The following is a 26,086-nucleotide window of genomic DNA, read 5'->3' on the forward strand; positions in this document are numbered from 1 at the left end:
GGCAATTTGTGTGGGATGTTGGTCAGTCGGTGAGCTGTTCGTCGATTTCGTGGTTCGTGATCGGCTGAATGATCACGCTACCGTTGGCGAGAATGTCTCGAAGACGTTCTCGGTCGAACGACCGCTGGTCGTTCCTGACGTCACAGCCGTATTGGTAGAGACAGGACGGACACCCGTTCTCGCAGTCACAGTCGAACTGATCGCGCATAAGCCCGACTGCACGGTGGAACGCCCGGAACTCTCCGTCCGTCCGTTCGAAGAGGAGTCGCGCGACGTCGGACCCGCCCTCTTGAGACTCGAAGACGTCTACGTGATCCTCGCCGACATATTCGGCGAGGTCACGAATGTTGACGCCGCCGAGGTATTGCAGCGCGACTCGGAGGCCGTGAGCCAACGTGTGCGACAGGTCGCGGTCGTTGAGGTCAACTCGGACACCCTGAGTGTCGTACTGGTATCCAAGGCGAATGAACTCGGAGTCAGCACCGCGGCCGTTAGGGAAGTGGTCAGGGTCGGCGCTGCACCGACGCTCGTCGTCATCGTCACGATAGATGACGCCAGGACAGTTCTCTTCACCGCATACCTCGAAGGCTGTCGGCCTCGGATCGACCTCACCGGACTTGTACTTCGTCTTGTAGCTCTTCGTGTGCAGCAGAACCGAGTAATCGCCGTACTCGATCGTCCCGAGAGGATCGCCATCGGCATCCTGGAGTTCGAACGTCCGTTCAGAGTCGAACTCGAGTATCGACGTCTCCCGCTCGGCGTACGTGTTCTGGATCGGTTTGTTCGGTTCGTCGTGGAGGTAGCGCGCTTCGTCACCTTCTGCGGTCAGTTTGAGGTTGTCGTGGTAGGCATCGACCGAATCGAGTACCGCCAGTCGGCGTCGCTTGAGCGGTACATCGTTATCGCAATCACACCCGTCAGCGTCGAGGTCGTGCGAGGTGTGGCACGCCGGGCAGACGAGTTCCTCGGCCAGGTGATCTCCGTCGACGGCTTCGCTCACGGTATCCCGGAGGTCCGAGCTAGCCTTGTCGTCGAGTCGGACGCGCGAGACGGTGTACGTCTCCCCACCGTCAAGGTAGGCGGCACCGGGGTGGAGTTCTGAGAGCGCCATCTGCATCGCGCGGCCGCTCCCCTGATCGCCGACGTTCCGGCGGTTGTACCCTTCATCGACCAGAGACAGACCGGCCGTCGTGGCGACGCTCCGCATCGAGAAGTCGTATTTGCTTTCACGGGACTCTCTGAGGAAGTCGAAGTAGCTCGCGCCACCCAGATCAGAGAGGTAGTCCTCGAGAACCTCGATGCGGTCCTTGAGGCCCCGGCGTTCGTGCATGATGCGTGCCCGTTCGTCTGACCCGGCCCGCTGCTGGTCACGACGCAACTGAGAGTTACGTCGTTTCAGGTCGGACAACTCACTTTCCAGTCCCTGTTTGTATTCGCGGTATCCAGTGATGTAGCGCTCGTCAAAGTTCGCGAGAACGTCGTCGACAAGGTGGCCGAACTCGCTCTGAGCGTGTAGGATTTCTCCATCGCAGTCACTGTCGGTACACGTTTCGCGGTCGTCGTCAGTAGCATACCGTCGCTCACATTCTTCGCAGTAGCGGTAGTCGAGGAGAGATTCAAGGTAGTCGGCGATGTCTCGTTCATAGTCGTCGACGACTTCGCCGAGTACGTCGAGTTTTGAGTCGTCGCTACCGAGCGACAGCGTGTCGGCACCGAGGGACATCACGTGGGTCAGTTTACTGGCATCGTCACGTTCGCTCTCGTCGAGCATGCTCCGACGGTGATAGGTATCTCCACCATCGATCGACCGCGCGCGACCGTGTCGACTGACGTCCCACGGAATAGTGAAGTTAGCCGCCACGTAGTCGAAGATTCCCCACGACAGCGAAACGCGTAGGACCTCCTCGTTGTGTTCGTTGAGCGGTACTGGAGTCGGGTCGGTGTCGATGAGTTCGTCCGGATGGTCGTAGTAGTAGTAGTCGATCGGGTTGCGCTGACTGACCGAGTGGACCATCGAAGAATGGGAGCTACGCCCTGCACGCCCGACCCGCTGGAGGTACGCGTTCATGTTCGGCGGCGTCCCATACAGCAGGAGTGCGTCGAGGTCGCCGATGTCGACCCCGAGTTCCATCGTCGGTCCCGAAGAGAGGTGGTGGGGGTAGTTCTCCTCGCGGAAGAGGTACTCTAACTCCCGACGCTTGCGCTTATTCGTCGCACCGAGATACTCCTCAGAGATGAGAATCCGCGTCTCTGAGTATTCGGCACGGTGGGCACGCTGTGTGAACCGGGGATGGGAGGTCGAGGCACGTTCGGCGAGCGACGTTCCGGACTGAACAGTGGACTGCGTATCCAGACCAAACTGGTGCTGGAGCGTCGTGTAGTACCGCTCAGTATCAGGGTCGAACCGAATACCATCACCGTCGCCCGCAACCGTAACAGCGAGCGCCGACGGATCGAACGAGACGTAGTCATCAGAGTGTCCGTAGGAGAGGATATTTCGGTCGACCAGTTCGTCGACGACTGCTTCGGCGGGCCTGTCGGGACTCGGATGGTCGAAGTTTGCGACACGATAGTCATTGCCCTCGTCGGCGAGTTCGCGGACGATAGCGCGCTCATCACCATCGAGTTCGTCGAGACCTGGGGCAAAGCGGACATCGAACAGTCCTTCTTCGGTGAGGGAGCCATCCCGCTCGCCCAAACGCTGGCTGTAGGTGTGTTCGAGTGCGCGTCGGGTGAGTCGATCCCGAAGCGCGTCATCGTCGTCCCAGCGCTTTCGGGGCTGATCTTTCAATCGTGACTTCAGGTCAAACTCGACACTCCTCGCGACTCGCGGCGGTTCCAGTGCATCGTTTACCTCGTCGACGATGTTCGCCGCATCCTCGAGGACTTGATTAAACGGTGTCCAGTCGTTCCCGTCATTTCGGGACGATGCACTTTCGATTAACAGTTGATCAAGAAGGGTCTCGACCTCTGGTTCCGAGAAGTCACGACTGAGCTCCTTCATGTCACGATGAGAGTCAGCGAACGACAGGAGCTTCGCCGCCTGTTGACCCTCCTTGTCGGCGACGCGGCGCAACATGTACTGCGAGGTGGTCACCGCGAGGTTGCTCGGACCTCGCATCAGTTCGTCGAACCGGCGGTCAATCTCGTACCGGGCATACGGATGCGGACACGGGACAGCCGACGGCTGCGAACTCATCGTGTGAATCCACCCATTGGTGTCAATCGTTTTGTAGGCCTGATGGTGACCGGTCCGCGGATGGATGTCCGGATCGTCACAATTGCAACCCTCGTCGCCGAGGAATGCCGTCTCACACGAACGGCAGTGTTGGTCGTTGTGAATCTCGAAGAGTCCGCGCTTTACAAACGACGATGAGCCACAGTCGCATTGATCGGGGGTATCATCGAAGAGGACCCGACTACAATCGTCGCTCCCACAGACCCAGGGAAGGAACCTCGTCGAGGTGAGTGAGGAACCACAGTCGACACACTGGTCAGGGGCCTGCCCGGGGTGTTCGTAAGTCGCGCCACATTCTGGGCAATCGAATCGACTCGCAACAGTAGCTAGTCCGAAGTCGGTCCCGTCACAGCTGTCGCAGACTCGCTCAATCTCATGAGCCGACTCACATTTCGGATTAACGCAGGTGAACGTCTCATCGTCGGTCCTGACGGTCTTGGAACCGCACTCGGGACAGTCACGGGTCGTCGTTCGCTCGGTTCGGTGTCCACAGTCGAGGCACTCGAGGAACGGCTGGAACGTCGTACGAACCATCTGGACGACATCGTCGCGCGCTTTCTCACATCGGCGGCAGACGTGTTCCTCGTCTTGGTCGATCGTCCCGTGTTCGGTCGGCGTGTACGGCTCTAGTTGGTCGCAGCTTGGACAGTACCATCCGACAAGGTGTTCGTCGCTACAGTGTCGGCAGTAGGTAGACCGCGTGACGAAGTCGAATCCACACTCGTTACAGTCGTCCTGTGGGGAGCGGTACGTTGCGTCACACGATGGACACGTATAGAAGCCGTCGATCGGCCAAGAGAACACGTGACTTCGGTTCTCCAGCATGCCGGAAAACTCACCGAGGGTCCGGACGTTCGACACTAGTTTCGATGCTTCATCGGTGTCGAGATTCAGCGTCGTCGCTACCTCGTCGTGTAGCTGGGACCGTGTGAGCGGCTCGTCGTACAGCAACTGGTGAACGTAGCGAACGACCTGTGCGCCGGGATCATCCTCGACCTCGGTGAGATGGTCGAAGAGAGCGTCGCTCGCTAGCGTCTCCCGGCGGTCACGGTCGTAACTCGATGCATCCTCCAACGTGTAGTCGAACGCATCGAGGCCCGGAACAACGTCGTCCGGCGCGGCCGTCGCACGCAGAATGCAGTCGACGGACAGACTGTGCGACGTTAGCTCTTCCGGAACCTCGTCCGGAACCTCCCCATTGAGGTCGCGTGGTGACTCACTCACCTGTTTGACGTCGACGGCACCGCTAACCTTCTGGAACAACTCGACGTCGTTCTCGACGGTCGCACTGCTCGCAATGAGTTGCAAGTCGTCGAGGCCGCGCTCCTCGCGGAGCGACTGGATTCGCTTCATCAGCGTCGACGTGTAGCTCCCGAACAGGCCGTCGTAGGTGTGGACCTCGTCGAAGACGAGGAACTCGGGTTCGTAGACGAACCGCTCGTGTTCGTCTTCGGCGTTAGTGTTGATGAGTCGGTAGTTGATCGTGTCCGGGTTGGTGAGCAGGATGTCAACGCCGTTCTCGAGGATGTCGTTCTTCGTTAGCCGCAGGAAATCGAGCGGAACGTCGTGCGGATCATCGTCTTCACAGTGCGCTTTCTCTGGGATGAGTTTGAACCGAGCGCCGGTGTTTCGGATCCGAACACCACCACCGCAGTCTTGGCATTTGTCGAGTTCGTCATTGTACCCAGGGCACTCGAAGTGACGGAAGGTCGCGTTGAGGTACCCTTCGGAGCCTGATTCGCCGACATTCCGCGGGGTATCACCGTCGTAAATACCGACGGTGATCTGCTGTTCTGACCGCAGATGGTTGTTGATGAGGTAGAGGTACTGGAGGAGACGCTTCAACTGGTCCTGCGCAAGTGCCTTTGTCGGATAGATGAGCGTAGCCTTGACGCTCGTGTCGTCTCCCCCGTCACTGTGCCGTTTGTCTTCGAGGATGCGGTTGAGTATGGGAATGAGCCACGCTTCGGTCTTTCCTCGTCCCGTCGCGGCAGTAATGACGGTATCATCTCCCCCGAGAATGGCCTCGATACTACGCTCCTGAAAGTCGTAGAGCCGCTCGAAGCCGATTTTCGAGAAAGCCCGGCGGATGTGTGGCTCGAGACGTGCCGACCTGGCGAACGCGTCCCACGAACGGCCGCTCCAGTTCGGGATGTCGAGTGCCTGAAGGTAGGGGCCGCGCATCCCCGTGATGTCGTCCTCGCCGTCCGCCAGGCGATTAGCGACGCTACGCGCAGCTCGTCCCCCACGACCGATAAAGTAGTCGTGGTATGCAGCTTGCATTTCTTCCGCGCTGGCGACGGGATCCTTCATCGTTACAGGTTGAGTTCCACCGCAGACTCCAGTTCATCCACGCGCTTCATCTCCTCGAGCGAGTCGAGCGAGACATCAGCCAACGTAAGCTGTTGGGACTTACTGAGCGTCTTTACGTCCTCGATTGTGGAGTCTGAGAGGTCGTGTTTCTCTTGAAAGTCGTCGAAGCTCTGGAGCGATTGATGTTTCTCCCAGTCGCTGGTGGCGTTATCCCACTTTGACACGAAGCTCGTGGCGCTTCCGCTCGAGTCCATCAACTCTCGCGTAAGCAATGTGTGCATGTGGTTGAGTGTACGCGCGAAGTCCGAGTCCTGCCCACCGAGGATCTTCTGGAGTTCTTCCGCTGCCGCGACCTTTGTACTCCAATCGTTGCGCTTGCTGTCGAGTTGACTCTCAATGGTCTCAGTGACGTTCTTTACCTGCTTCTTCGCCGACCGAATCTGCTCGATATGGGTCTCGACGTCCGGTGTCAGCTGGACTTCGAGGTCGCTCTGACCGTCTGCGCCAAGATCGTCGAGTTCCGCGTCTCCTTCGCCCATATCGTCGCTCTGGACGTTCTCGAGTAGATCCTCTTGAGTCACTTCGACCGCTTTCTCCGCCACCTGAACCGCACTACTGGTCATCGATGGCGCAGAACCGTCGAAGGCCTCCTCAAGCACTTTCTTGTAGTATTTCAGGTCTCGAAGGCGCTTAGCGAGTTCATCGAGTTCGTCGTTCACCTCGCTGATGTTGTGCCGTGCGACCGAGACGTGATACTGCGTGTTCTGTGCCTGCTTGTGTTCTCGAGCCTTGTCTTCGAGAGCGTCAACGGCCGTCGGTAGTGATTTCGATTCGGTCATTTTACAGATCCTCCGTCAGAGAGACGATCGACTGGCGCTTCTGCTCGTAGTTACTGTACTCGCTGAGTTGCTTGATGCGATGTTCGAGATCGGCCCCGGTGGCGTGTTCCTGATCTTGGAGATCGCTGATCAGCGAGTCGAACGCCTCGTATATCTCCCACGCTCCCTGTTCGTCTTGGCTTCGGGCGAAGTCATGAAGTCGAGCGATGAACGTCACACCGGTTGCATCACCCATGTTACGGAATTGCTCGACGTCATCACGGAAGGCCGTGAGTTTCACTTCCTCCGGCGATTCGGTAAGCAGTTCGTAGGCGTCCTCGTAACTCGACTTGATCGGAACGTCCATCGCTCCTGCGCACTGATACAGCGTCTCGAACCACTCTGCAAGCTGGTTGACCGTATGGCCGCTGTCGTACCACCGTTCAACGGGTTCAAGCGCCCCTTGGATGTGTGATGCGTCGTCGTCGACCGTGAGCCGCTGGAGTTCTGCTGCGTAATCCGAAATCCGATCGAAAAGACTCGATACCTTGGTATTAGCGTTATTTCGCGTCGTTCCGACTTTGTACGCGTCAGCGAGTTCGTCGGTATCGATGACCATCGCAGCGTCGACGTGTGCCTCGAGGTCTTCGGCAACCTCCCTACGTGCTTCAGACAGGCGCTCATAGTCTACGACGTTCGATTTGAGGAGGAAGAACCCTTCGATGAGGTCACTAATATCCACCGACGATACGGTGAGGTCGGTGAACGCCTGTCCAAACGCGCTATCTCGATCGAAGTTTTCGACGATCGGTTTACCGTACGACTGGTTGCTGTTGTACTCCTCGAAGACGATTTCTGTGGGGATCTGATCGTCGTCGACCTCAACACCACGGGCAGCGTTGATAAGGAAGAACTGTGCGAGGACCAGCGTTTTCTCTATCGTGAGTTCCTCGGGAAGACAGTCCTCGATCTCTTCGCGCATTTCATGCTGGAACTGGGCGACGTTGGTGTCTGCCCACGCACGGAGCTGATCGAAGTTCGTCGTCGTCGGGTCGAACATATCGAACAGTCCGTACTCCAGCATCGGAGTGTAGAGATCGGCGTGTTCTGCACCCCATTCGAGTTCGATGTCGACGCTAGCCTGGCGTTGTTGGTCTCCCTGAATGGAGACCGGAATACTGTCGCCGCGAGCGTAGTAGATCCCACCGACCGACCGCGTCGAGGAGTTCGGATTACTCAGGCGCGTAGGGTTGTGCCATCGTTCGAGAACGGCGACTGCGCCGTCGTGGAGCGTGTCCGAACTGGGATACTCTTCGCCGCTCGTGACCCAGTCTTGGAACTCCTGGAATTTGCGCTGTCGCTCGCGTTCTTCCTCGCTCAGTTCTGGTTCGTCGATGACCTCAACCTGCTCGTCTTCTGGATCCTCGTCGTCTGTTGCTTCTTCTCCTTCGTCGACCTCAGAAGAGTTGCTTTCTTTGTCGTCTCCGTCGTCCTCAGTATCGACCTCGTGATCCGGTACCGGCGGGTTCTTGATCTTATCGAGTACCGCACTCCCCTTGCCCTTGTCGAACACGACGTAATCGCCTTTCACAGCGGCAGTGTCGTCGTCCGGTAGTTCGATACCGAATGTTTCGAAGATGCCGACCTTGACCCCGACGCCGTCCTCGACAGGTACTCCGTACCAGCGGCTGACGTCTTGGTAAATTTGGTCGTATTTCATGTCGATCTCGAAGGTCGGCGTGTCGACGAACGAGTTCGACTTCATCGCTTCGTAAGGTGCCCACGTCGACTTGAGACAGTGCTTTACCACTCGAAGAAGCAACAGTCGCGGCGTCTTTCGGTTGCTTCCCTCGTCGTTTAGCTGTCGATAAGCGACGTGTATGAAGCGCTCGTTAAACGGGTATAAACCGTCGAAAGCTTCTGCAACGTCTTGAGGTGCATCTGCCGCATCAGAATTCCGTTTGATGGCACCTAGATACGATCGGGCGAGGGCTACCGAAGCATCGTCGTCGAGGAAGTACGCCTCGCCGTTCTCGTCGGTCATCGTCAGGTACCCCTCGGATCGCCCTTGCATGTACGTCGCTGCGTCTTCGCGAGCGAGGGCGTCGTCGATGTTGTCCTGCTCCCAGCCGATCGTCCAACCGAGAACGATGTCGTAGCTGCTACTACTAAGTTCGAAGATGTGATCCAGGAGTTGCTCTTTCAGGACGCTGAACGTCGTGAGGTCCTCACAGATGAGTACCGGCCGGATACCGCGCTCCTGATACATCTCCGAGTATTGCTGTAGCTGTTCCTTGAAGTCGCCCACGAGATTGCGGGAAAGGTATTCGTGAGCCTCGTTCTTCAAGACAGAGTACAGAACGTCTTTGTTCTCCGTGAGCTTCGTACTGAAGCTCAGTTGCAGGCGTAGAGTGCGGAAATCTGCGCGGGTTAGCAGATTGAAGTCGGGATTCTCGTCACGAGACTCGAGAGCTTCCTGATACTCCCTGATGTTCTTGGCGAAGATTTCTCGCAGGTCGCTATTATCGCCTCTGCTCTCGGTCAGTTCCTGTATTTCTTGGTCTGAAAAGTGTTCGGTCGACCAGATACCGCGCATATACTCGACGATGGCGCTCGCCGCATCGGCGGGGTCGAGATCGTCGATGTTTCTGACATCAGTATCGACGTCGAGTGGTTCAGTGAGGACGTCGATGATCTGATCCATTCGGGTCTGGCTACGGGAGACGTGCAAGGCGACGTAATCTTCGACGCCATCGTCATCCTCGCCGTAACCATTGATCTGATACTTTGTCCACTCACAGAGCTGGCTTTTACCCGATCCGGGTTCACCACGGAGGATGAAAATACGGTTCGGGTCGTCGATATTCGACGCAGTAATCGCGTCGAGTACGTTCTCTTGGGTAACGAAGTCGCCCGAGATACCGAGTGGGGTCAGCGTGTCTGCGTAAATCCGATCGATGTCGACGTGGGTCTCTCGGAACTGTTCGGGCGTCTTCTTCTTCGTATGGGCTTCCGACGTGATGAAGTGGTCGACTTCCTCGTCGTCCCAGTATTGGGGCATCTCTCCGCTGGCCGGTGAATCTTTGATTTGTTGGCTCATTGGTGAGTGAGAAGTTGGTCGAGAGGGTACTGATACGCCGTTTCGTCCGGTCGAGAATGAATCGAAACGTGCGTCACGCTTCGTCTGTTTCCGCGGACGTCATCGTCGAGGTCTGCTGGTGGCACTTCTACCTGGTTCTGCGCGTCGCCGGGTGCAGACAGGGACAAGACCCCATCTTCCGCCATGTTACGGAGGACGTCAGCGATTGCAGGGTGAAGCCGCGGCGTTCCAGTTCGTGCCTTGTAGACGGTGAACAAGTTGTCGTTGATCCAGTTGAGTGCGCGTCGGAATTCACCGTTTTCAACTGTCTCTCCGTCGTAGCCTGCGTCCTCTCCCGAACTAGTTGGGGCGAGTATGAGCGCGTCGTACATCATTGCCCGACAGGGGCTCAGCACGAGACCGTCCTCGGTCTCCGACACGAGACCCAGTTGCTCGCACAACGTCACCCACATGTCGATCTTCTCGTCGGTCCAACTGAAATCGTAGTCAGTCTCGCGCTTCAGGATGGTTCGAAGGTTGTCTCGGCCAGCGTTCACCGTTCGGCTCCCCTCACTCAATAGGGCACGGTGAACATCCCCAAAGTGGGACTGACGACCGTCCTGCTGATTGCAGTGGTATAGCAACTGTGCTTCGAAAGGGAGGCCCTCGAAGTGCCGCTCGTTAATGGGTTCGACCGTATCTTTGATGTCTCCGGTCGGACTCTCGACGAGATCGACCGCATTCAGGAAACGAAGTGACCCTTCGACGTGATCGGTTTTCACCTCACCGCCGGTGGCTGGTCGACCGAATTTGCTCGTGACTTCCGAGACACTGGTGGTCCCCTGAAGTGAGCCGTAGATGTGTTTTAGCTCCGGTGCTCGCACCGAGATGAACCCGGTGAGTAGTTTGTCCGGCTTGTTGGTCGCCGGTGTGTATGTTGTACTCATATGTCCTCCTGGTGGCGATAACGATAACTGTCTAATCGATCTTCCTCGAATTCTACACGTTCGAGCATGTCGAGCATGCTGTTCGCGACTTTCTGCGTGGGCCCGCGCTCAGTCCACGAACGGAGCGCCTCTCTGATGCGCTCGGAGTAATCTTCCAGTACACGGTCTACGTCCTCTCGAATGAGGTAGTAGAGGGGTGCCCAGGCGGGACTGTCAGCCGGAATCTGCGTGTAATCGAAGAGTACCGGAATCGAGCCTGCCTCGAGACCCTCCTGTTTGTGATGCGCAGAAATCTGATGGAAGAACAGATTCTGCGTTGTTGATAGCGGTAGATCCGAGTTGAGGTTGTACTGTATGTACCGCTTCAGCAGTCCTTTGTAATCGGTGACCGTGCACTCGAACTCGTCGATGAACGACTTCCCCGGTTTCTTCGTATGACGGGGCATCTTCGGTGTACTCGTATCAGTGACGAGCACATATGGCAGACCTTCCGGGCGCTTCCGCAGCAGCCGCCGAATAACGTCTTGATCGTCGAACGTACTGTCTTCGTCCCGTAGTTCTCCCGTCAGCATCTCTTGGCTGACGTAGTGAACTAGTGGAAACTCGACACCATCCACCCCATTCTCTCGGAGATCCTCGTTCGGAAACAGTTCGTACTCGACGAGTCGCAACCCGTTGTCGTATATTTCGGGATGCGAGACTCTATCGAGGCCGAATTCGGCGAGGAACGGCAACGATCTGAGTTGCGCACGTGCTTGGGAACCAGTCTTTGCTAGTTGCGGATCCCGAATCACGAGAAACGAATCTCGTGTTCCGATGAAGTCCGCTAATGCTGGCGTCTCTGAGTCGGGTGGATCGTGCATCGTTCTGGTGATCGCTTGGGAGTTGGTTTCGGCGTCGGTGTGGGATGGACGCCGTCTGAACGCACCCATTGACCGTAGCTATCGCTACGTCGTTCTCGGCCTTCTCAGACCGTGAACGCAGGATGCGAACGCATAGCAGTCAGAGCGGAACCCTCATAAAACTGTCGGATAGATTATGATTCCATAGATGCCTCTACTCGCCCCGTCGGCGAGATGAGCGAACACTTCACACTCTCTGTCGAATCATCATATAATTATTGGCGATGAAACAGTTAGACGTGAGTTGCGATAATGCGATACGGTAGATCGCGAACTAAACCAAGACATCGGATGTGCCAGTGATTTCTGGACCCTTCTCGTCGCTCCTGTTCGAATATAGTGCGCACTGTTGCACTATTCCGGAACAGTAACGATGCTTCGAGCAGATGCTATCGATATGCGCACATACCTCGCTCCATTGGGATTCGATAGTCGACGCGTAGTCAGACCAGTTTTGAGTGAAGGTATAGAGACAGGAGATCAAGTCGTATTACTGCAACCCGCAAGCAGTTCCGATCGAGGAGAGGATGCTTTTCAGGAAGTTCAAAATGTCCTGACGCAAGTAGTCCCGGACCTAGACTTAGAAACAGAGCATCTACCGTACACAGATTTTGTCGAGACAACGTTATACTGTGCTGATCTCATCCAAGCATCGGAAGGTGAAACCATCGTTATTTTGGGTGGTGGTGCGCGGGAATTACTGTTGCCACTAACAGTCGCGACATTCACTAGTGGTGAAAATATCGATACAGTGCTCCAAGTAGGCGATATAGATAGCAGTGTCCGACGGTTACCACGCTTGAATCTCCGCGGGGAAGTTTCGGACGCTGAAGCGACCCTTCTCGCCGACGTCCACGACCTGGATACAGTTTTATCAATAAGTGAAATAGCAGATGAGCTTGATAAGTCAAAGAGTACAATCGCACGCCATATCAATAGTCTAGAATCTGCGGGCTTCGTGCGGACTATAAAGAAAGGGAGAAGCAAAACGGTCGAAATCACCGACAGTGGTCGGATTTTCCTAAAGACAAGAGCTGCTAACGTTATCTGAAACGATCCGCTCTGTCCCTTCTGGCGGCATTATCACTACCTTGGAGAAAAGGCATCTTTGTGATATTTATTCCAGACCAGCATTGAATTGTGTCCTAGGAAAATGGTCAGAACTGAGATTTATGTCCCTGGGCTGTCCAGTAAATGCTGGCGAATCGCAGGACAGCAGGGACCCCCGTTCGATAATCGAACGAAATCAAACGCGCGATCGGCGACTCGTTTATAAACGAGGTACCGCCGTCTTGCGAATGTGATCCGTTCGGAAAACGAATGGGCGCTGCAGGATTTGAACCCGCGGCAGCTTGGTCCGAAGCCAAGTACTCTGTCCAGGCTGAGCTAAGCGCCCGCACCCGTGTTTTCCCCCCGATCCCGTATAAGTCACTCGATTTGGATCGGTTTCGCCAGCCGTCGACACACCGATCGAGCCACGCCACTTCTCACGAGATGAAAACTGCCTTCGGGGGTCTTTGTGCTGGCGGGAGGAGTGGCGCACGTGCCATGACGGTGAACGAAGCCCCGAAGCCGGAGGACGGTCAGCGGAGAACGGCACCGCTCGAGTTGCTTTCCGACGACGACGAAACGGTCTGGACGGCCGTCCCCGTCGACGCGAGCGGCGACGAACGGGTGACGAAATGGCTCTCCGTCGAGACGGACGCCCTCTGTGATCTCGAGGAGTGGCGATAGCTCCCGGCTGCTCGATCCTCTAACTGGTGTGTCGCACGTCTGTGAGCGGGGGACGTGTGCAGCGGCGGATCGTACCGTTTAACCACGACGACTGAGCACCCACGGGTATGACAGCGGGGGAGACGATTCGCGGGTTGCTCGAGTTGACGCGGCCGGTGAACGTGATCGCGGCGAGCGCGCTGACGTTCATCGGGGCGTTCGTCGCCGGCGGCGTGACGGCCGAGCCGATCGCCGTCGCGGCTGCGGTGGGGGCGACGGCCCTGGCGGTCGGTGCCGGGAACGCGATCAACGACTACTTCGATCGGGAGATCGATCGGATCAATCAGCCGGATCGGGCGATTCCGCGGGGAGCGGTAAGCCCGCGCGGAGCGCTCGCGTTCAGTCTCGTGCTCTTCCTGGGTGCCGTCGCGCTCGCGGTGACCCTTCCTTCGCTGGCGATCGCGATCGCGACGATCAACTTCGTGGCGCTGGTGGCCTACACGGAGGTGTTCAAGGGATTGCCGGGCCTGGGCAACGCGCTCGTCGCCTATCTGGTCGGTAGTACGTTCCTGTTCGGCGCGGCCGCGGTCGGGACGGTCGGGGACGTCGGCGCGGCTGCCGTGCTCTTCTTGCTGGCCGCGGTGGCGACGCTGACGCGGGAGATCATCAAGGACGTCGAGGACGTCGAGGGCGATCGCGAGGAGGGACTGAACACGCTCCCGATCGCGATCGGCGAGCGACGTGCGCTCGTCCTCGCGATCGCGTTGCTCGTTCTCGCAGTACTCGCCAGTCCGATCCCGTACGCCCTCGAGTATTTCGGTATCGCCTACTTGCTGGTCGTGGTGCCCGCCGACGCGATCATGCTGTACGCGGCCTACGAGAGTTTCGACGATCCGACCGCCGGCCAGTCACACCTGAAGTACGGGATGTTCTTCGCGGCGCTCGCGTTCATCGTCGGGCGGGCCGCACTCGCGGTTCCGTCGATCGGGTGAGTGACTGGATCGGGACGCTCGGCCTACGGCGCGGCAGGAATCGATGGGGTCGTGACTGCCGAAAGATACCTAATGAAAAGTATTATAAGCAGGATACTGCATCTACATACCATACGACGGTGTGGGTAGCGGTACCAGCAGCGGCGGACGCAACGCTGTCGATGGATGTGTGTATCTGGCATGTATGACCTCGCAGACGTCCTCCCCGACGCCGAACTCGATCCCGGGACGAACGTACTCATCGCGGGTCCGCCACTGACGGGGAAACGGCGAATCGCGCTCGACGTTCTCGCAAGCGGTGCGGACCGGGGGGACGGGTCGATCGTCGTCACGACGAAAGACAGTGCCGACAAGGTGCTCGAGGAGTTCGCCGGGCACGTTACGGCGGAGTCGTTCGACGTCGGCGTCGTCGACTGCGTCACGAAACAGCGCGGCATCGGCACGGTCGACGACGATCCGCGGATCAAGTACGCCTCCTCCCCGGTCGACATGACCGGGATCGGGATCAAACTCTCCGAGTTCCTCCAGGAGTTCTACGAGACGCGAGGGCACACCGAGAATCGCGTTCTCTTGCACTCGGTCTCGACGCTGCTGATGTACTCGGACCTCCAGACTGTCTTTCGATTCCTCCACGTCTTTACGGGGCGCATCCAGAGTGCGGACGCACTCGGCGTCTACGTCATCGACTCGACGGCACACGACGACCAGACGATGAACACGCTCAAGCAGCTGTTCGACGCGGTCATCGAGGTCGAAGAGAGCGATGACGAGACCGACCCCGAGATCCGGACCGCCGGCCTCTCCACTTAAGCGCTGTCTCACCCCCCAGTGCGACGATCGATCCGGCGCCTTCCCCGGGCTGAAACGACTGCCAGCAGCAGCGGGCAGGGAGGTCGCACCGTCTCGAGTCCTGGAACCGATCCCGGAACGTTTCCCGATCGAGGCCGAAGAGAGGAGTATGCCAGTCGACTCCGACGCCGTCGTTCGAGAGATCCTCGAGTCGCGAGTGAAGACGATCGCCGTGGTCGGCCCTTCGAGGACGCCTGGGAAAGCGGCCCACGACGTCCCGAAATACCTCCTCGAACAGGGCTACGACGTGATTCCGGTCAACCCGTACGCGGACGAAATCTTCGATCGGCCGGTCGCGGATTCGCTGTCGGACGTGGACGAGGAGATCGATCTCGTCTGCATCTTCCGGCCGAGCGAGGAGGTTAGCGGGATCGTCGACGAGGTACTGGCGCGCGACGACGTCGACGTGATCTGGACCCAGCGGGGGATCCGCGACGACGAGGCGGCAGCCCGCGCGGAGCGGGACGGGAGAGACGTCGTGCAGGACCGCTGTATGAGGGTCGAGCACCGGCGGCTCGGGGTCTGAGATCGGTCGAGCGGCGCAGGACTCGTGAGCGATAGTAGCCGCTGAAACGAGTTCCGCACTGCTCGCGAAGCCGTCCTGCGATCAGGTGTGCATCGACTTTCGGTGGCTACTATGGCCGCCGAGTGGCGCCGCCACGATCGCGGTCTGAGCCCGGCGCAGGAGTTCGTTGGCCGTACTCGAGGCACAGTCGAAGGTATCGACGATCTCCTCGTAGCTGGTCCGTTGCGGGTGATGCTGGGTGACGTCGGTGATCCGCAACGGTCGCTTTCGTCCGACTCGTCCGTAAGGGTTCAGACGGATCGATTCGGACAGTTACGTCCCGGTAGCGACTCCGTCGAGCAAGCCCCGCCCGCAATCGATGCCAGTTAACCGTTCGCTTTCACGGAATTAGTGTTATTCAGTTCGACCGACGATCGACACCTATGAGTGTGAATAACAACCAACCTCTCGAGGGAGTCGAAGTCCTCACCGGCGGGCTCACCGCGGGGCTCGCGGGCGGCATCGGGATGGGGCTCGTCCTCCAGCTCGGACCGAACGTCTTCGAGATCCTGGGAGCACTCATCGGTTCGTCGACGATCGTCGCCGGGTGGCTCGTCCACCTCGCGTTGAGCATCCTGTTCGGGATCGTGTTCGCGACGATCGTCTCGCGTCCCGCACTCGGGGAGTTCGTCGGGACGTTCGAGAGCTACGTCGGGGCCGGGATCGCCTTCGGGGCGGTGCTCGGAATCCTCGCGGGCGGGCTGATCCTCCCCGTCGCGGTCAGTCTGGCTGGCGTGGCGGTGATCCCGCTTCCGTACCTGCCGTTGCCGGGACTGGCCGCGGAACTCCTGGGCGCGGCCACCTTCGCCGTCGGCCACCTCGTCTACGGCACGATCCTCGGGGCCGTCCTCGCCACGATCGTCGGTGCCGTTCCGACGCGGTTCGCCGATCGGACGGTCCCCCACGAGTGAGAGGCTCCACGAGCGGGTGTGGCTGCGGGGTCGCCCACGGCGAGGAACGGTGACGCCGCGACAGCGAACGGGGCGGAAAGCAGATGACGAGACGGCGAACGCGGGGACGAGCGGCGACGGAGAAGGGGACGGGCTTACGCGTCCGGGGCGGCGTCGGCGAGTTCGATCCGGCCGTCTTGGTCAACCGCGACCTGGTAGCCGGCGTAGCGAAAGCGTACGATGCCGATCGCGTCCTCGCGATCGAACAGCGCGTCGAGTGCGGTGGGATCGATCGCGTTGTAGAGCGGCCCGAACTCGTCCGCGAGTTCGATCGCGTCCGTTTCCGATGCCGTCGCGACGGCGTCGATCACTGCCTCACTTTGGGACCGCTCCGTGGCGGCGCTTGATTCGCTCGTCAGTTGTGGATCGAAGCTAGACATTTAGCTATCACTCTTACTGTGGCGACTGGTGAAACGAACCGGGTTGGGTTGTAAACCTTTTAAATCGGGTCGGAATCCGTCGCGATCGTGTTCCGGAGGAGATTGGCCTGTCCTCGACGGAGCCGGGCCGACAGCGCCTGGTCCGAGATGTCGAGCGAGGCGGCGATGTCCGAGAGCGTCGCGTCGCGGGGGACGTCGAAGTAGCCCGCCTCGAGCGCGGTCCGCAGCGCCGCTCGCTGCCGGTCGGTGAGGCCGAACCGATCGCCCTCTACGGGCTCTTCCTGGTAAATTCGCTGGAGGCGGAAGGAAATCCCTTTCTCCCGGCAGACGTCGCGGTAGGCAACGAGCGCCTCCCGCGATGGGACCCTGGCCCGAATCTCGGTCTCTTCGAAGCCCGTGACGTCGAGAAACGTGATATCGTGTTCCGCCGCGAGCGGGTAGGTCAGACTCTCCATTCCCCGACCGGACAGCGTCACCCGGTACAGTCGCCGATCGTCCATCTCGTCGATCATCGAGTACGTGTCGACGGTTTCGTCCGCCTCGAGTCCGGATTCGAACGCCTCGAACGAGTCCCCGAACGCCCAGAAGATCACCTTCGCCGGTCCAGTCGCTGGCTGGCTGATATCTTCGATCTTGCGCCGCTCGATCTCCGTCGATGCCTCCCGGAGGATCGGCGACCCCAATACGAACTCGACGATCAGGGTCATAGAGTCACTCGCAACGGCACGGCAGTTACCCTTGTCGGTCTCCGCGGATCGGCCGCCGTCGGGACGGTCAGTCGGATTCCCCGTGTCGATACCGCCCGTTTATCACCGCTGCCTGCCTGTAGGCCCCATGAGTCTCTTCGCCGAATTTCACGTGCCGTCGGACGTTTTCGCCCTCTACCGGACGTTACAGGCGGCGCCGGAGACGACCGTCGAGATCGAACGGGTGGTCGCGGCCGAGGAGGTCCTGACGCCGTACTTCTGGGTCTCCGGCGGCGACCTCGCGGCGTTCGAGACGGCCGTCGCCGGCGACCCCACGATCGAGGATCTCCACCGACTGGACGAATTCGATCGAGCCACCCTCTACCGCGCGAACTGGACGGAGAACGTCGAGACGATCGTCTACGCGTACACGCAGGTCGGGGCGACGATCCTCGAGGCGACCGGGGCGGGCGACCGATGGGAGTTACAGATGCGGTTCGACGACCGCGACCGCCTCGATCAGTTCCAGACCTACTGCAACGACGAGGCCATCCGGTTCCAGTTGACCCAGCTACACGAACTCGCACAGCCGCGAACGGGCAGGCAGTACGGCCTCACCCGGAAACAACACGACGCCCTCGTGACCGCGTGGCAACTGAACTACTTCACGTCGACGGACGTCTCGCTCACCGACGTCGCGGCCGAACTCGGTATTACCCAGCAGTCGCTCTCCCAGCGACTCCACCGTGGCTATCAGTCGCTGATCGAGGAGACGCTGATCGTCACGCCACCGGCAGAAGAGGGCACGTAGGAATACCGATCGGATCCCCTCTACAAAAAGGACTGTAGTAACAGTATATTCCCTCATCCGTCACCCCAGTGTACGAATCCCGTGAGACGAGAGTCACTACCGCTGGATACCGCGTTCGATCTCTGCCAGAATCGTCGTCGCAGGGGGCTTCTCGCTCTTCTCGCCGACCGCGACCGACAGGTGACTGTGCAGGACCTCGCGAAAGATCTCGCCGTACGGGAACGCGGTGGACCGATCACCGAGGTTCCCGGTGAGGCCGTGACCGAGATCCACACGATACTGTACCACGTTCACCTGCCGAAACTGAGCGCGGCGAAGGTCGTCGATTACGATCACGAGCGCGGCCACGTCGCGTTGACGAGTCGCGGAATCGAACTGGAAGCGACGCTCCGTGCGATCGGCGACCCGGAACCGCCGGCGTAAGCGTTTTTCTCCGGTGGCACCCGACTACGACGTCCACTCCTCGAACGAGCGGTAGATCCCCTTCGAGAGGTAGCGCTCGCTCGAATCGGGGAAGACTGTGACGACGGTATCGTGCGGCGCGTCGATCGTCCCCGCGTCGATCTTCCTGGCGACGCGTTTCGCGGCGACGCTCGCCGCGCTGGCGCTCGACCCGACGAGGTGGCCCTCCTCGCTCGCGAGCCGTTTCAGTTCCTCGTGGGCGAGCCGATCGGGGATCGCGTAGACGTCGTCGACGAGGGCGGGATCGAAGAGTTCGTTCGTCTCGAGATTGTGCGTGCCGATTCCCTCGATCTTGTACGCGCCTTCCTCGCGACCCTCGCCGATGGCTTCGCCGTAGAGCGACCCTTCCGGTTCGACGGCCGCGACGTACGTGTCCGGGTTCCGTTCGAGGGCGTAGCGAGCGATCCCCATGAGCGTCCCCGCCGTCCCACAGCCGGCGACGACCGCCCCGACGTCGCCGTCGAGGACCTCGTAGATCTCGGGTCCGGTCGTCGCGTAGTGTGCCTCGGTGTTCAGCGGGTTCGAGAACTGCTGGGGGACGACCGCGTCCTCGAGTTCGGCCGCGAGTTCGTGGGCGCGTTCGATCGCGCCCCCCATCCCGTCCTCGGTGGGCGTGTTGATGATCTCGGCGCCGAGGGCGGCCATCAGCTGCTGTTTCTCGACGCTGAACCGCTCCGGCACGACGAAGATCGCGTCGAGGCCGAGCTGTTCGGCCGCGATCGCGAGCCCGATTCCCGTGTTCCCGGCGGTCGGTTCGACGATCGTCCCGCCGGCCGGGACGTCCCCCCGTTCCAGCATGCGCTCGAGCATGTAGCGGCCGATGCGGTCCTTGACGCTCGCGCCCGGATTGAACGATTCGAGTTTCGCGTAGATCCTGACGTCGCCCGGCGCGTCGTGGAGTCGAACGAGCGGCGTCCGACCGATCGTCTCCAGCACCGAGTCCAGCGGTCGCTCGTGGGTCGCCATCGTCCTGGCAAATGTTGCCCCGGTTGTTAGCTGTTACTGATGCGTCCAGCCCTGGAACGGGACCGATCGTCGCCCGGAACCGGCCAGCAGTGGCGCGACGACCGTGTTACTCCGCGCTGGCCTCACTGGTCTCGCTGGCCTCGCTGGCCTCGTCAGACTCGTCGGTCGTCGCAGCCGCGGCGTCACCTTCGCCCTCGTCCTCGGCCGCGAGTTCGTCGGCCTCGTCGATCGCCGCCTGGGCGAGAATCTCCTCGCCGTCGAGGCCGTGTTCGTCGGCGATCGCGAGCAGGAGCGCTCGCTGTTCGGTCAACTGGTGGTCCATGCGGGAGACCGTGTCGTGGGTGTCGTCGACCTCCTCTTCTAAGTTCGTGATCCGCTGCTGGAGTTCCTGTACCTGCCTGTACATCGCCTCGGCGTGGTCCGAGAGCGCCTGAATCTTCTTTGCCGTACTGCCGAGTCCCATACCCGGGAAGTGTATCGACTGACTAATGGGCCTTTTCCTCCGTTCGACTCGATCGGGAGAGAATCGGCAGGGAGACCGCCGGTCGAGCGTGCACAACTCCCGGGTGGCCCGCATCCGTGATATACTGTGTCTAGCTACCATGCCCCATGATCCGGCAAATTTATTACGAACCGCATACAATCGCCAAATGGAAACGAGGTGACCAGCAGTGGTGCTCCGACCGACACCAAGCACCTGGACCCAGGGCCTCGACATGCCCTCTCGCCTGTTCGGTGACCAGGGAAGTACCGACTACGAACTGTACGAGGAGGACGACGAGTTCGTCCTCACGATCGACATGCCGGGCTTCGAAACCGACGAGATCGAGGTGACGTGGGACGACGGCGTCCTCAACATCGCGGCCGAACACGTCGACGACGAACGCGGCCGGAAGAAGACCTACCACCGGCGGTTCCGCTTCCCCAAGGACATCGCCGAGGACGAGATCCGGGGCGAGTACACCAACGGCGTCCTCGAGGTGTCCCTGCCGATCGAGGGCGCGACGACCCGCGGCAAGGAGATCCCGCTCGAGGGAGAGTGAGCCGTGACTCGCGGGCCGGCGATCGCCGGTCCGTCTCCCGCCCGCGGCCGTCGCCCCGTCGCTCGTCCGTAGTCGCCCCGGTGAACCGTCGCTCGGCAACCGCCGGTGAACCAGCCTAACCGCGTCGACGCGTCGGATTCCGGCCCGCCGGGAACCGGCAAGACGCTGATCGCTCGGGCGGTCGCCAACGAGATCGACGCGCACTTCCAGACGATCTCCGGCCCGGAGATCATGTCGAAGTACTACGGCGAGAGCGAGGAGCAGCTCCGCGAGGTGTTCGAGGAAGCCGCCGACAACGAGCCGGCGATCGTCTTCATCGACGAACTCGACTCGATCGCGCCCAAGCGCGAAGACGTCCAGGGCGACGTCGAGCGCCGCGTCGTCGCCCAGTTGCTCTCGCTGATGGACGGCCTCGAACAGCGCGGCGAGATCACGGTCATCGGGACGACCAACCGCGTGGACGCGATCGATCCCGCGCTTCGACGACCTGGCCGGTTCGATCGCGAGATCGAGATCGGCGTCCCCGACGTCTGGGGCCGCGAGGAGATCCTCCAGATCCACACTCGCGGCATGCCCCTGGCCGAGGACGTCGACCTCGAGCGGTACGCTGAAAACACCCACGGATTCGTCGGAGCCGACCTCGAGAACCTCACGAAGGAGGCCGCGATGACCGCGATGCGGCGGATTCGGCCCGAACTCGATCTCGAGGGTGACGAGGAGATCCCCGCCTCGATTCTGGAGGAGATCGAGGTCACGACCGACGACTTCAGGCACGCGCTGCGGGGGGTCGAACCCTCCGCGATGCGCGAGGTCTTCGTCGAGGTCCCCGACGTCACCTGGGACGACGTCGGCGGCCTGGAGGCGGCCAAGAGCCGACTCCGCGAGGCCGTCCAGTGGCCGCTCGAACACGGCGACGCCTACGAGCGGGTCGACCTCAGTCCCGCCAAAGGGGTCCTGCTGTACGGGCCGCCGGGCACCGGCAAGACCCTGCTCGCGAAGGCCGTCGCCAACGAGTCGCGGTCGAACTTCATCTCGGTCAAGGGCCCCGAACTGTTCGACAAGTTCGTCGGCGAATCCGAGCGGGGCGTCCGCGACGTCTTCGAGAAAGCTCGCGCGAACACCCCGACGATCGTCTTCTTCGACGAGATCGACGCCCTCGCCAGCGAGCGCGGGAGCGGCGTCGGCGACTCCAACGTCGGCGAACGGGTCGTCTCACAGCTCCTGACGGAACTCGACGGCCTCGAGGAACTCGAAGACGTCGTCGTAGTCGCGGCCTCGAACCGCCCGGAACTGATCGACGACGCCCTCCTGCGCCCCGGTCGGCTCGATCGCCACGTCGAGGTCGGCGACCCCGACGAGGACGCCCGCCGGGAGATCTTCGCGATCCACACTCGCGATCGGCCGCTGGCCGCCGACGTCGACCTCGACGCCCTCGCAGCGGAGACGCGGGGCTACACCGGTGCGGACATCGAGGCGGTCTGTCGCGAGGCCGCGACGATCGCCGTCCGCGAACACGTCCAGGCCGAGGCGGCCGGCGAGGAGACCGACGTCGAGGCGATCGAACTCACCGCCGACCACTTCGAGCGGGCGATCGAGGACGTGTCGCCCGACGCGACCGCGGCGTTCGAGGCCGGGAGCGGCGGGTTCGACGACGTGGTCGAAGGCGCCGGCGGCGAAGCCGAATGACGCCCACCGGACCCTCACCGCCGTTCCGTCGTGCGGTTATCGAGACGAAAGGTCCTTAAGTGCCGATCGCCTACCTATGGATGGATAGGTCGGGCAGTTAGGCCCTGCTCGTCACCCGCAGTATGGCCTTCAGCGGGGACCGAACACCGCGGGCGTCCGGTCAGACCGACCGGGGCCCCGGGAGCCAACGTGGAAGCCTCGTCCGTCGGGGACAGCGGTCCACGGTGGCCGTCCGCAGGGACGCCCCATCGTGGTTAGCCGGCGACAGCCCATCAGGCGCGGAAGCGAGCAGTGGACCGCCGGACACCTGTCGCTCGACGGGTCGCGGGGTGGAGGAGGCAACCGGGATTCCCCCGGCCGGAACGCCGGGCAATCGCGGCTTCCACACTCATACTTCATCGGTTTCACGTTCGAGAGCAACCGCTCTCTCGATCGGCGGCGATCGACGCTAACTCCCGACGACTCCCGTCCGCGATCGGCGGCGTTCGGAACGCTCGTCGGTGCCGTCTCATACTCCTTTCATTACCGTCGACCACGTGTTAACGACCATGTACGATGACGTGCTCATCGCGACGGACGGCAGCGACCTCGCCTCACGGGCGACCCAGCAGGGGCTTGCGATCGCCGACGAGGTCGGGGCACGGGTCCACGCACTGTCCGTCGCCGACGTTCCCGCGATCGCCAGGGACGCGACGCGCGAACGGGCGCGAGCGGAGTGTCGACAGTTCGTCGACGCAATCGCGGACGAGGCCGCCACGCGGGACGTGTCGGTCACCACGGCCGTCCGCGACGGGCGCCCCCACCACGAGATTCTGGCCGCTGCCGACGAGCGCGACGTCGATCTCCTGGTCCTGGGGACCCACGGCCGGACCGGCGTCCGACGGTGGCTCCTCGGCAACGTCGCGATGGGCGTCGTCCGCGGTGCCCGCCGGCCCGTGCTCACCGTCGGCCCGCGGGCGGTCGAGGATCCGCGGCCGATCGAGCGGCTGCTCGTCGCCACGAACGGCCGTCCCGGCGCGGCGGCCGCCGTCGGGCACGCGATCGAACTCGCGGCGGCGTTCGACGCGACGCTTCACGCAGTCTCCGTCGTGGACGACGTCGACACGTCGCTCTCCGTCGTCGTCGAGTCGTTCGAGGAGCAAGCCGAGGCGGCCACGGACGCGGTCGCCTCGCGGGCGGCCGATCGCGACGTCGACGTCGTCACGGCCGTCGAGCGCGGCCGCCCGCACGAAGGGATTACCGAGTACGTCGGCGATCGCGGAATCGATCTCGCGGTCGTCGGAACGGAGACCCTCTCGAGCATGGAGCGATTCGCCGTCGGGAGCGTCTCCCAGCGGGTCGCGGCGACGGCTCCCGCGCCGGTCGTCACGGTTCGACGGACGGACTGAGGCTGGGGTCGGGCCCCGCCCGGCGGTCGAACGACCCGTCGATCGGCCTCGCGCGGGATCGCGTCTTCGAGAACGTCGGCGGCTCCACTGCCGAGAGCGAATCCGATCGGGTCGCCGCCCCCTCGACGCAAAAACCGTCCGCGGTGTCGTGTGTCCCGATCGAGGATCGGACCCCGATCGTCACTCGGCTTGCTGTGGAATCGACTGGCTGTTCTCGAGCGCCAGTCCGCCCTCGAGCGTCCGGACGGGGTAGGGGATATCGATCCCTTCCTCGTCGAACCGGCGCTTGACCGCGGTCACGTACTCGCCCCTGATGCGGACGAAATCGGCCCGCGAGGGGTCCGCGATCCAGAACCGCGACTGGAGGCCGACGTCGGAGTCGCCGAGTTCCGTCAGCCGAACCGACGGGGCGGGATCGTCCATGATGTCGGGGTGGCGCTCGGCCTCGTCGACGATGACGTCCGTCGCCCGCTGGATGTCGTCGCCGTAACCGATCCCGAAGACGAACTTCAGGCGGAGTTTGTCCGCGTCGACCGGGTTCTTGACGACGCCGCCGGTGAGTTCGGAGTTCGGCACCGTCAGCAGTTCGTTGTCGAACGTTCGCACGCGCGTGACGCGGAGACTGATGTCCTCGACGACGCCCCCGTAGGTCCCGTCGTCCCACTCGATCCAGTCGCCGATCTTGAACGGCCCGTCGGTGTAGATGAACACCCCGGCGACGAAGTTCGAGATGACGTTCTGCATCGCGAGGCCGACGGCGAGCGCCCCGGCCGCGGCGATGCCGGCCATCGACACGAGGAAGTTCCCGAACCCGGCGAAGCCGAACGCGATCGCGATCGCGACGAAGACGACGCCGAACCGGGTGAGCATCAACAGCGGGTTCTGGGCGTGTTCGTCGAGTCCGCGCCTGTCCATCGCCCGGCGGACGAGCGGGAGCACGACGACGCGGCCGATCGTCCAGAGGGCGACGAGAGCGATGACGAACTTGATCGCCCCCTCCGCGCTCGCCGCCTGGGCCGCGGTGAGTCCCGCGTTCTCGAGCGCCCCCCCGATGGGGCCGATCTGGGGCTCCGCCTGCAGGAGGCCGGTACTCATCGGTACATCACGGCGGTGTGTCCCCGGGTGTCGACGAGTTCGGCCCCGACCCTGTCGGCGAGGTCGGCCGCCTTCTCGTCGGTCGAACTCCCCGCCCGGGCGGCCCGCAGGAACTTGACCTTCACGAGGTCCCGATCGGATAGCTGGTCGTCGAGTTCCTCCACGACGGATTCGATCCCGCTCTTGCCGACCCAGACGGTGACGTCGAGGTCGTGTGCCTGCCGCTTTCGCTCTGCTTCGTCCATGGACCCGGATAACGGTGCGAACCGTTTCAATCTTCGCGAAACGGAATGTCCTCGGTCGGCAGACAATCGTTCCGCTCGATCGCGCGGCCGGCACGTGGCGTCCCGGTCAGTCCTCGTACGGATACCTGGCCTGTGCACCGCAGTCGCAGGTGACGACGACGTGCCCGTTCTGGAGCCTGACGCGGGCGTTGTCCCCCGGGCGGAGGTACGCGTCGCACTCGTCGCAGGTGAACCGTCGGAACTGTTTTGGCAGCGTGAGTCGGTTTCGCTCCGCGACGCGGCGGGCCAGTCGAACGTAGTATCGCGCTCGATCGTGGTCCCCGTCGGCAGCCGCCGCTCGAGCGAGGGCGTGCAACCGCTCGATCCGCTCGGCGGCGATCGTCATGGGGATTCGTTTCGTCGGTTTCCCTATTGGTGTTGCGCTCCGCCGGCGACCTGCTGCCAGTATGGGGCCGCTACCAGACCCCGGCGTACCGCTTTCAGCGTCCTCGAACCGAGTCCGCACCGTCGACCCACGTCGGAGGGCGATCAGCGGTCCTATAGTAGCCACTGAAACGAGTGACACACCGATCGCACGGCAGTCCTGCGATCAGGTATGCATCGATTTTCAGTGGCTACGATAATCGATCCGTAACTCGAATCTCCCGGGCCGACGGACCGCGATCCGATTGTCGTAGCACCCGAAACGAGTGACACACTGATCGCACAGCAGTCCTGCGATCAGGTGTGCCTTGACTTTCAGTTGCGACTATCGTTCCGGTGACGTGGAGTTCGTGTCGCCGTTGGCGAGCTCGATCCGGTCACCGTTCGGTGCCGGTAATTAAGTAGTATCGCGGAGACAGTCGGCATATGAGATTGACTCCGAACGTGCGTCAACGTCCCGCATAGATAGATACCCGGAAATACACTCCCTGCCCCATGTTCGTGCGTAGGACACAAAATTGTTATATATCAAATG

Annotated in this window: 23 protein-coding genes, 1 tRNA gene, 1 other RNA gene and 1 pseudogene; 12 read left to right on the forward strand and 14 right to left on the reverse strand. The window is 61.4% G+C overall.

Annotation, left to right across the window (positions count from 1 at the left end; genetic code table 11):
* Window positions 1–22 precede the first annotated feature (22 nt).
* The 5 genes from AC6I6X_RS15900 to AC6I6X_RS15920 are packed head-to-tail and all read right to left on the reverse strand — an operon-like array spanning window position 23 to window position 11,258.
* Window positions 23–5,551: a DEAD/DEAH box helicase gene (locus tag AC6I6X_RS15900; protein WP_497931527.1), complete on the reverse strand. Its 5,529-nt coding sequence runs from the start codon at window positions 5,549–5,551 to the stop codon at window positions 23–25.
* Between the two features lie 2 nt (window positions 5,552–5,553).
* Window positions 5,554–6,390, reverse strand: coding sequence for a hypothetical protein (locus AC6I6X_RS15905; RefSeq protein WP_497931528.1), 837 nt, complete (start codon window positions 6,388–6,390; stop codon window positions 5,554–5,556).
* Window position 6,391: 1 nt separating this feature from the next.
* Window positions 6,392–9,469 carry a hypothetical protein gene (locus AC6I6X_RS15910; RefSeq protein WP_497931529.1) on the reverse strand — a complete coding sequence of 1,026 codons (3,078 nt, stop codon included), beginning with the start codon at window positions 9,467–9,469 and terminating at the stop codon, window positions 6,392–6,394.
* Window positions 9,466–10,395 (reverse strand): hypothetical protein, encoded by a 930-nt coding sequence (locus AC6I6X_RS15915; RefSeq protein ID WP_497931530.1) that lies wholly within the window; start codon window positions 10,393–10,395, stop codon window positions 9,466–9,468. The genes AC6I6X_RS15910 and AC6I6X_RS15915 overlap by 4 nt, the downstream gene beginning before the upstream one ends.
* Window positions 10,392–11,258 carry a hypothetical protein gene (locus AC6I6X_RS15920; RefSeq protein ID WP_497931531.1) on the reverse strand — a complete coding sequence of 289 codons (867 nt, stop codon included), beginning with the start codon at window positions 11,256–11,258 and terminating at the stop codon, window positions 10,392–10,394. The genes AC6I6X_RS15915 and AC6I6X_RS15920 overlap by 4 nt, the downstream gene beginning before the upstream one ends.
* Window positions 11,259–11,694: 436 nt before the next feature.
* On the opposite strand from AC6I6X_RS15920, the gene csa3 reads away from it, so the two are divergent.
* Window positions 11,695–12,348 carry a CRISPR-associated CARF protein Csa3 gene (gene csa3 / locus AC6I6X_RS15925; RefSeq protein ID WP_497931532.1) on the forward strand — a complete coding sequence of 218 codons (654 nt, stop codon included), beginning with the start codon at window positions 11,695–11,697 and terminating at the stop codon, window positions 12,346–12,348.
* Window positions 12,349–12,618: 270 nt separating this feature from the next.
* Here the strand turns inward: csa3 and AC6I6X_RS15930 are convergent.
* Window positions 12,619–12,693: transfer RNA gene (locus AC6I6X_RS15930), tRNA-Arg, on the reverse strand.
* A gap of 152 nt (window positions 12,694–12,845) precedes the next feature.
* Here AC6I6X_RS15930 and AC6I6X_RS15935 point away from each other — a divergent pair.
* The 4 genes from AC6I6X_RS15935 to AC6I6X_RS15950 all read left to right on the forward strand — a co-directional run bounded on the left by AC6I6X_RS15935 (window position 12,846) and on the right by AC6I6X_RS15950 (window position 15,377).
* The gene (locus AC6I6X_RS15935) at window positions 12,846–13,031 is read left to right on the forward strand and encodes a DUF7511 domain-containing protein (RefSeq protein ID WP_497931533.1); all 186 of its coding nucleotides are present in this window, start codon (window positions 12,846–12,848) and stop codon (window positions 13,029–13,031) included.
* A 107-nt stretch (window positions 13,032–13,138) separates the two neighbouring features.
* Window positions 13,139–14,002 carry a geranylgeranylglycerol-phosphate geranylgeranyltransferase gene (locus AC6I6X_RS15940; protein WP_497931534.1) on the forward strand — a complete coding sequence of 288 codons (864 nt, stop codon included), beginning with the start codon at window positions 13,139–13,141 and terminating at the stop codon, window positions 14,000–14,002.
* 180 nt (window positions 14,003–14,182) lie between these two features.
* On the forward strand, window positions 14,183–14,812 hold the full coding sequence (locus AC6I6X_RS15945; protein WP_497931535.1) for an RAD55 family ATPase: 630 nt from the start codon (window positions 14,183–14,185) through the stop codon (window positions 14,810–14,812).
* 148 nt (window positions 14,813–14,960) lie between these two features.
* On the forward strand, window positions 14,961–15,377 hold the full coding sequence (locus AC6I6X_RS15950) for a CoA-binding protein (protein ID WP_497931536.1): 417 nt from the start codon (window positions 14,961–14,963) through the stop codon (window positions 15,375–15,377).
* 81 nt (window positions 15,378–15,458) lie between these two features.
* On the opposite strand, the gene AC6I6X_RS15955 is transcribed toward AC6I6X_RS15950, so the two are convergent.
* The gene (locus tag AC6I6X_RS15955; protein WP_497931537.1) at window positions 15,459–15,635 is read right to left on the reverse strand and encodes a hypothetical protein; all 177 of its coding nucleotides are present in this window, start codon (window positions 15,633–15,635) and stop codon (window positions 15,459–15,461) included.
* A 164-nt stretch (window positions 15,636–15,799) separates the two neighbouring features.
* Here AC6I6X_RS15955 and AC6I6X_RS15960 point away from each other — a divergent pair, with 164 nt between their 5' ends.
* Window positions 15,800–16,327, forward strand: coding sequence for a hypothetical protein (locus AC6I6X_RS15960; RefSeq protein ID WP_497931538.1), 528 nt, complete (start codon window positions 15,800–15,802; stop codon window positions 16,325–16,327).
* A gap of 134 nt (window positions 16,328–16,461) precedes the next feature.
* Here AC6I6X_RS15960 and AC6I6X_RS15965 read toward each other — a convergent pair whose 3' ends face one another.
* Together AC6I6X_RS15965 and AC6I6X_RS15970 are read right to left on the reverse strand one after the other, a co-directional pair.
* Window positions 16,462–16,746, reverse strand: a complete 285-nt coding sequence (locus tag AC6I6X_RS15965) for a HalOD1 output domain-containing protein (RefSeq protein ID WP_497931539.1) — start codon at window positions 16,744–16,746, stop codon at window positions 16,462–16,464.
* Between the two features lie 59 nt (window positions 16,747–16,805).
* Entirely contained in the window at window positions 16,806–17,453 is a 648-nt protein-coding gene (locus AC6I6X_RS15970; RefSeq protein ID WP_497931540.1) for a helix-turn-helix domain-containing protein, read from the reverse strand.
* A 127-nt stretch (window positions 17,454–17,580) separates the two neighbouring features.
* Between AC6I6X_RS15970 and AC6I6X_RS15975 the strand changes: the two genes are divergently transcribed.
* Both AC6I6X_RS15975 and AC6I6X_RS15980 read left to right on the forward strand, forming a co-directional pair.
* Window positions 17,581–18,243: a bacterio-opsin activator domain-containing protein gene (locus tag AC6I6X_RS15975; RefSeq protein ID WP_497931541.1), complete on the forward strand. Its 663-nt coding sequence runs from the start codon at window positions 17,581–17,583 to the stop codon at window positions 18,241–18,243.
* A gap of 81 nt (window positions 18,244–18,324) precedes the next feature.
* On the forward strand, window positions 18,325–18,666 hold the full coding sequence (locus AC6I6X_RS15980) for a DUF7344 domain-containing protein (RefSeq protein WP_497931542.1): 342 nt from the start codon (window positions 18,325–18,327) through the stop codon (window positions 18,664–18,666).
* Window positions 18,667–18,690: 24 nt separating this feature from the next.
* Here AC6I6X_RS15980 and AC6I6X_RS15985 read toward each other — a convergent pair whose 3' ends face one another.
* Both AC6I6X_RS15985 and AC6I6X_RS15990 read right to left on the reverse strand, forming a co-directional pair.
* A complete protein-coding gene (locus tag AC6I6X_RS15985) occupies window positions 18,691–19,671 on the reverse strand; it encodes a PLP-dependent cysteine synthase family protein (protein WP_497931543.1) in 981 nt (326 codons plus the stop codon).
* A 106-nt stretch (window positions 19,672–19,777) separates the two neighbouring features.
* A complete protein-coding gene (locus tag AC6I6X_RS15990; protein WP_497931544.1) occupies window positions 19,778–20,134 on the reverse strand; it encodes a DUF5798 family protein in 357 nt (118 codons plus the stop codon).
* Window positions 20,135–20,342: 208 nt separating this feature from the next.
* Here AC6I6X_RS15990 and AC6I6X_RS15995 point away from each other — a divergent pair, with 208 nt between their 5' ends.
* From AC6I6X_RS15995 to AC6I6X_RS16010, 4 genes and pseudogenes are all read left to right on the forward strand, one after another.
* On the forward strand, window positions 20,343–20,714 hold the full coding sequence (locus AC6I6X_RS15995) for an Hsp20/alpha crystallin family protein (RefSeq protein ID WP_497931545.1): 372 nt from the start codon (window positions 20,343–20,345) through the stop codon (window positions 20,712–20,714).
* A gap of 141 nt (window positions 20,715–20,855) precedes the next feature.
* A pseudogene (locus AC6I6X_RS16000) lies at window positions 20,856–22,400 on the forward strand (AAA family ATPase); the annotation flags it as partial.
* A 77-nt stretch (window positions 22,401–22,477) separates the two neighbouring features.
* Window positions 22,478–22,789: signal recognition particle sRNA (ffs, locus tag AC6I6X_RS16005), an RNA gene on the forward strand.
* 159 nt (window positions 22,790–22,948) lie between these two features.
* Window positions 22,949–23,788, forward strand: coding sequence for a universal stress protein (locus AC6I6X_RS16010; RefSeq protein WP_497931546.1), 840 nt, complete (start codon window positions 22,949–22,951; stop codon window positions 23,786–23,788).
* Window positions 23,789–23,968: 180 nt separating this feature from the next.
* Here AC6I6X_RS16010 and AC6I6X_RS16015 read toward each other — a convergent pair whose 3' ends face one another.
* The 3 genes from AC6I6X_RS16015 to AC6I6X_RS16025 form a co-directional block, all read right to left on the reverse strand.
* Window positions 23,969–24,883 carry a mechanosensitive ion channel family protein gene (locus AC6I6X_RS16015; protein WP_497931547.1) on the reverse strand — a complete coding sequence of 305 codons (915 nt, stop codon included), beginning with the start codon at window positions 24,881–24,883 and terminating at the stop codon, window positions 23,969–23,971.
* Window positions 24,880–25,128, reverse strand: coding sequence for a YhbY family RNA-binding protein (locus tag AC6I6X_RS16020; RefSeq protein ID WP_497931548.1), 249 nt, complete (start codon window positions 25,126–25,128; stop codon window positions 24,880–24,882). The genes AC6I6X_RS16015 and AC6I6X_RS16020 overlap by 4 nt, the downstream gene beginning before the upstream one ends.
* A 106-nt stretch (window positions 25,129–25,234) precedes the next feature.
* The gene (locus tag AC6I6X_RS16025; RefSeq protein WP_497931549.1) at window positions 25,235–25,513 is read right to left on the reverse strand and encodes a ribonuclease P protein component 4; all 279 of its coding nucleotides are present in this window, start codon (window positions 25,511–25,513) and stop codon (window positions 25,235–25,237) included.
* Window positions 25,514–26,086 lie beyond the last annotated feature (573 nt).

Source organism: Halosolutus sp. YCN4, from assembly GCF_059736495.1.

What these genes read in the sequence shown, in the direction of transcription:
- AC6I6X_RS15900 (WP_497931527.1), bottom strand. Translation starts at nt 5,551, where the DNA reads ATGAAGGATCCCGTCGCCAGCGCGGAAGAAATGCAAGCTGCATACCAC.
- AC6I6X_RS15905 (WP_497931528.1), bottom strand. Translation starts at nt 6,390, where the DNA reads ATGACCGAATCGAAATCACTACCGACGGCCGTTGACGCTCTCGAAGAC.
- AC6I6X_RS15910 (WP_497931529.1), bottom strand. Translation starts at nt 9,469, where the DNA reads ATGAGCCAACAAATCAAAGATTCACCGGCCAGCGGAGAGATGCCCCAA.
- AC6I6X_RS15915 (WP_497931530.1), bottom strand. Translation starts at nt 10,395, where the DNA reads ATGAGTACAACATACACACCGGCGACCAACAAGCCGGACAAACTACTC.
- AC6I6X_RS15920 (WP_497931531.1), bottom strand. Translation starts at nt 11,258, where the DNA reads ATGCACGATCCACCCGACTCAGAGACGCCAGCATTAGCGGACTTCATC.
- csa3 (WP_497931532.1), top strand. Translation starts at nt 11,695, where the DNA reads ATGCGCACATACCTCGCTCCATTGGGATTCGATAGTCGACGCGTAGTC.
- AC6I6X_RS15935 (WP_497931533.1), top strand. Translation starts at nt 12,846, where the DNA reads ATGACGGTGAACGAAGCCCCGAAGCCGGAGGACGGTCAGCGGAGAACG.
- AC6I6X_RS15940 (WP_497931534.1), top strand. Translation starts at nt 13,139, where the DNA reads ATGACAGCGGGGGAGACGATTCGCGGGTTGCTCGAGTTGACGCGGCCG.
- AC6I6X_RS15945 (WP_497931535.1), top strand. Translation starts at nt 14,183, where the DNA reads ATGTATGACCTCGCAGACGTCCTCCCCGACGCCGAACTCGATCCCGGG.
- AC6I6X_RS15950 (WP_497931536.1), top strand. Translation starts at nt 14,961, where the DNA reads ATGCCAGTCGACTCCGACGCCGTCGTTCGAGAGATCCTCGAGTCGCGA.
- AC6I6X_RS15960 (WP_497931538.1), top strand. Translation starts at nt 15,800, where the DNA reads ATGAGTGTGAATAACAACCAACCTCTCGAGGGAGTCGAAGTCCTCACC.
- AC6I6X_RS15965 (WP_497931539.1), bottom strand. Translation starts at nt 16,746, where the DNA reads ATGTCTAGCTTCGATCCACAACTGACGAGCGAATCAAGCGCCGCCACG.
- AC6I6X_RS15970 (WP_497931540.1), bottom strand. Translation starts at nt 17,453, where the DNA reads ATGACCCTGATCGTCGAGTTCGTATTGGGGTCGCCGATCCTCCGGGAG.
- AC6I6X_RS15975 (WP_497931541.1), top strand. Translation starts at nt 17,581, where the DNA reads ATGAGTCTCTTCGCCGAATTTCACGTGCCGTCGGACGTTTTCGCCCTC.
- AC6I6X_RS15985 (WP_497931543.1), bottom strand. Translation starts at nt 19,671, where the DNA reads ATGGCGACCCACGAGCGACCGCTGGACTCGGTGCTGGAGACGATCGGT.
- AC6I6X_RS15990 (WP_497931544.1), bottom strand. Translation starts at nt 20,134, where the DNA reads ATGGGACTCGGCAGTACGGCAAAGAAGATTCAGGCGCTCTCGGACCAC.
- AC6I6X_RS16010 (WP_497931546.1), top strand. Translation starts at nt 22,949, where the DNA reads ATGTACGATGACGTGCTCATCGCGACGGACGGCAGCGACCTCGCCTCA.
- AC6I6X_RS16015 (WP_497931547.1), bottom strand. Translation starts at nt 24,883, where the DNA reads ATGAGTACCGGCCTCCTGCAGGCGGAGCCCCAGATCGGCCCCATCGGG.
- AC6I6X_RS16020 (WP_497931548.1), bottom strand. Translation starts at nt 25,128, where the DNA reads ATGGACGAAGCAGAGCGAAAGCGGCAGGCACACGACCTCGACGTCACC.
- AC6I6X_RS16025 (WP_497931549.1), bottom strand. Translation starts at nt 25,513, where the DNA reads ATGACGATCGCCGCCGAGCGGATCGAGCGGTTGCACGCCCTCGCTCGA.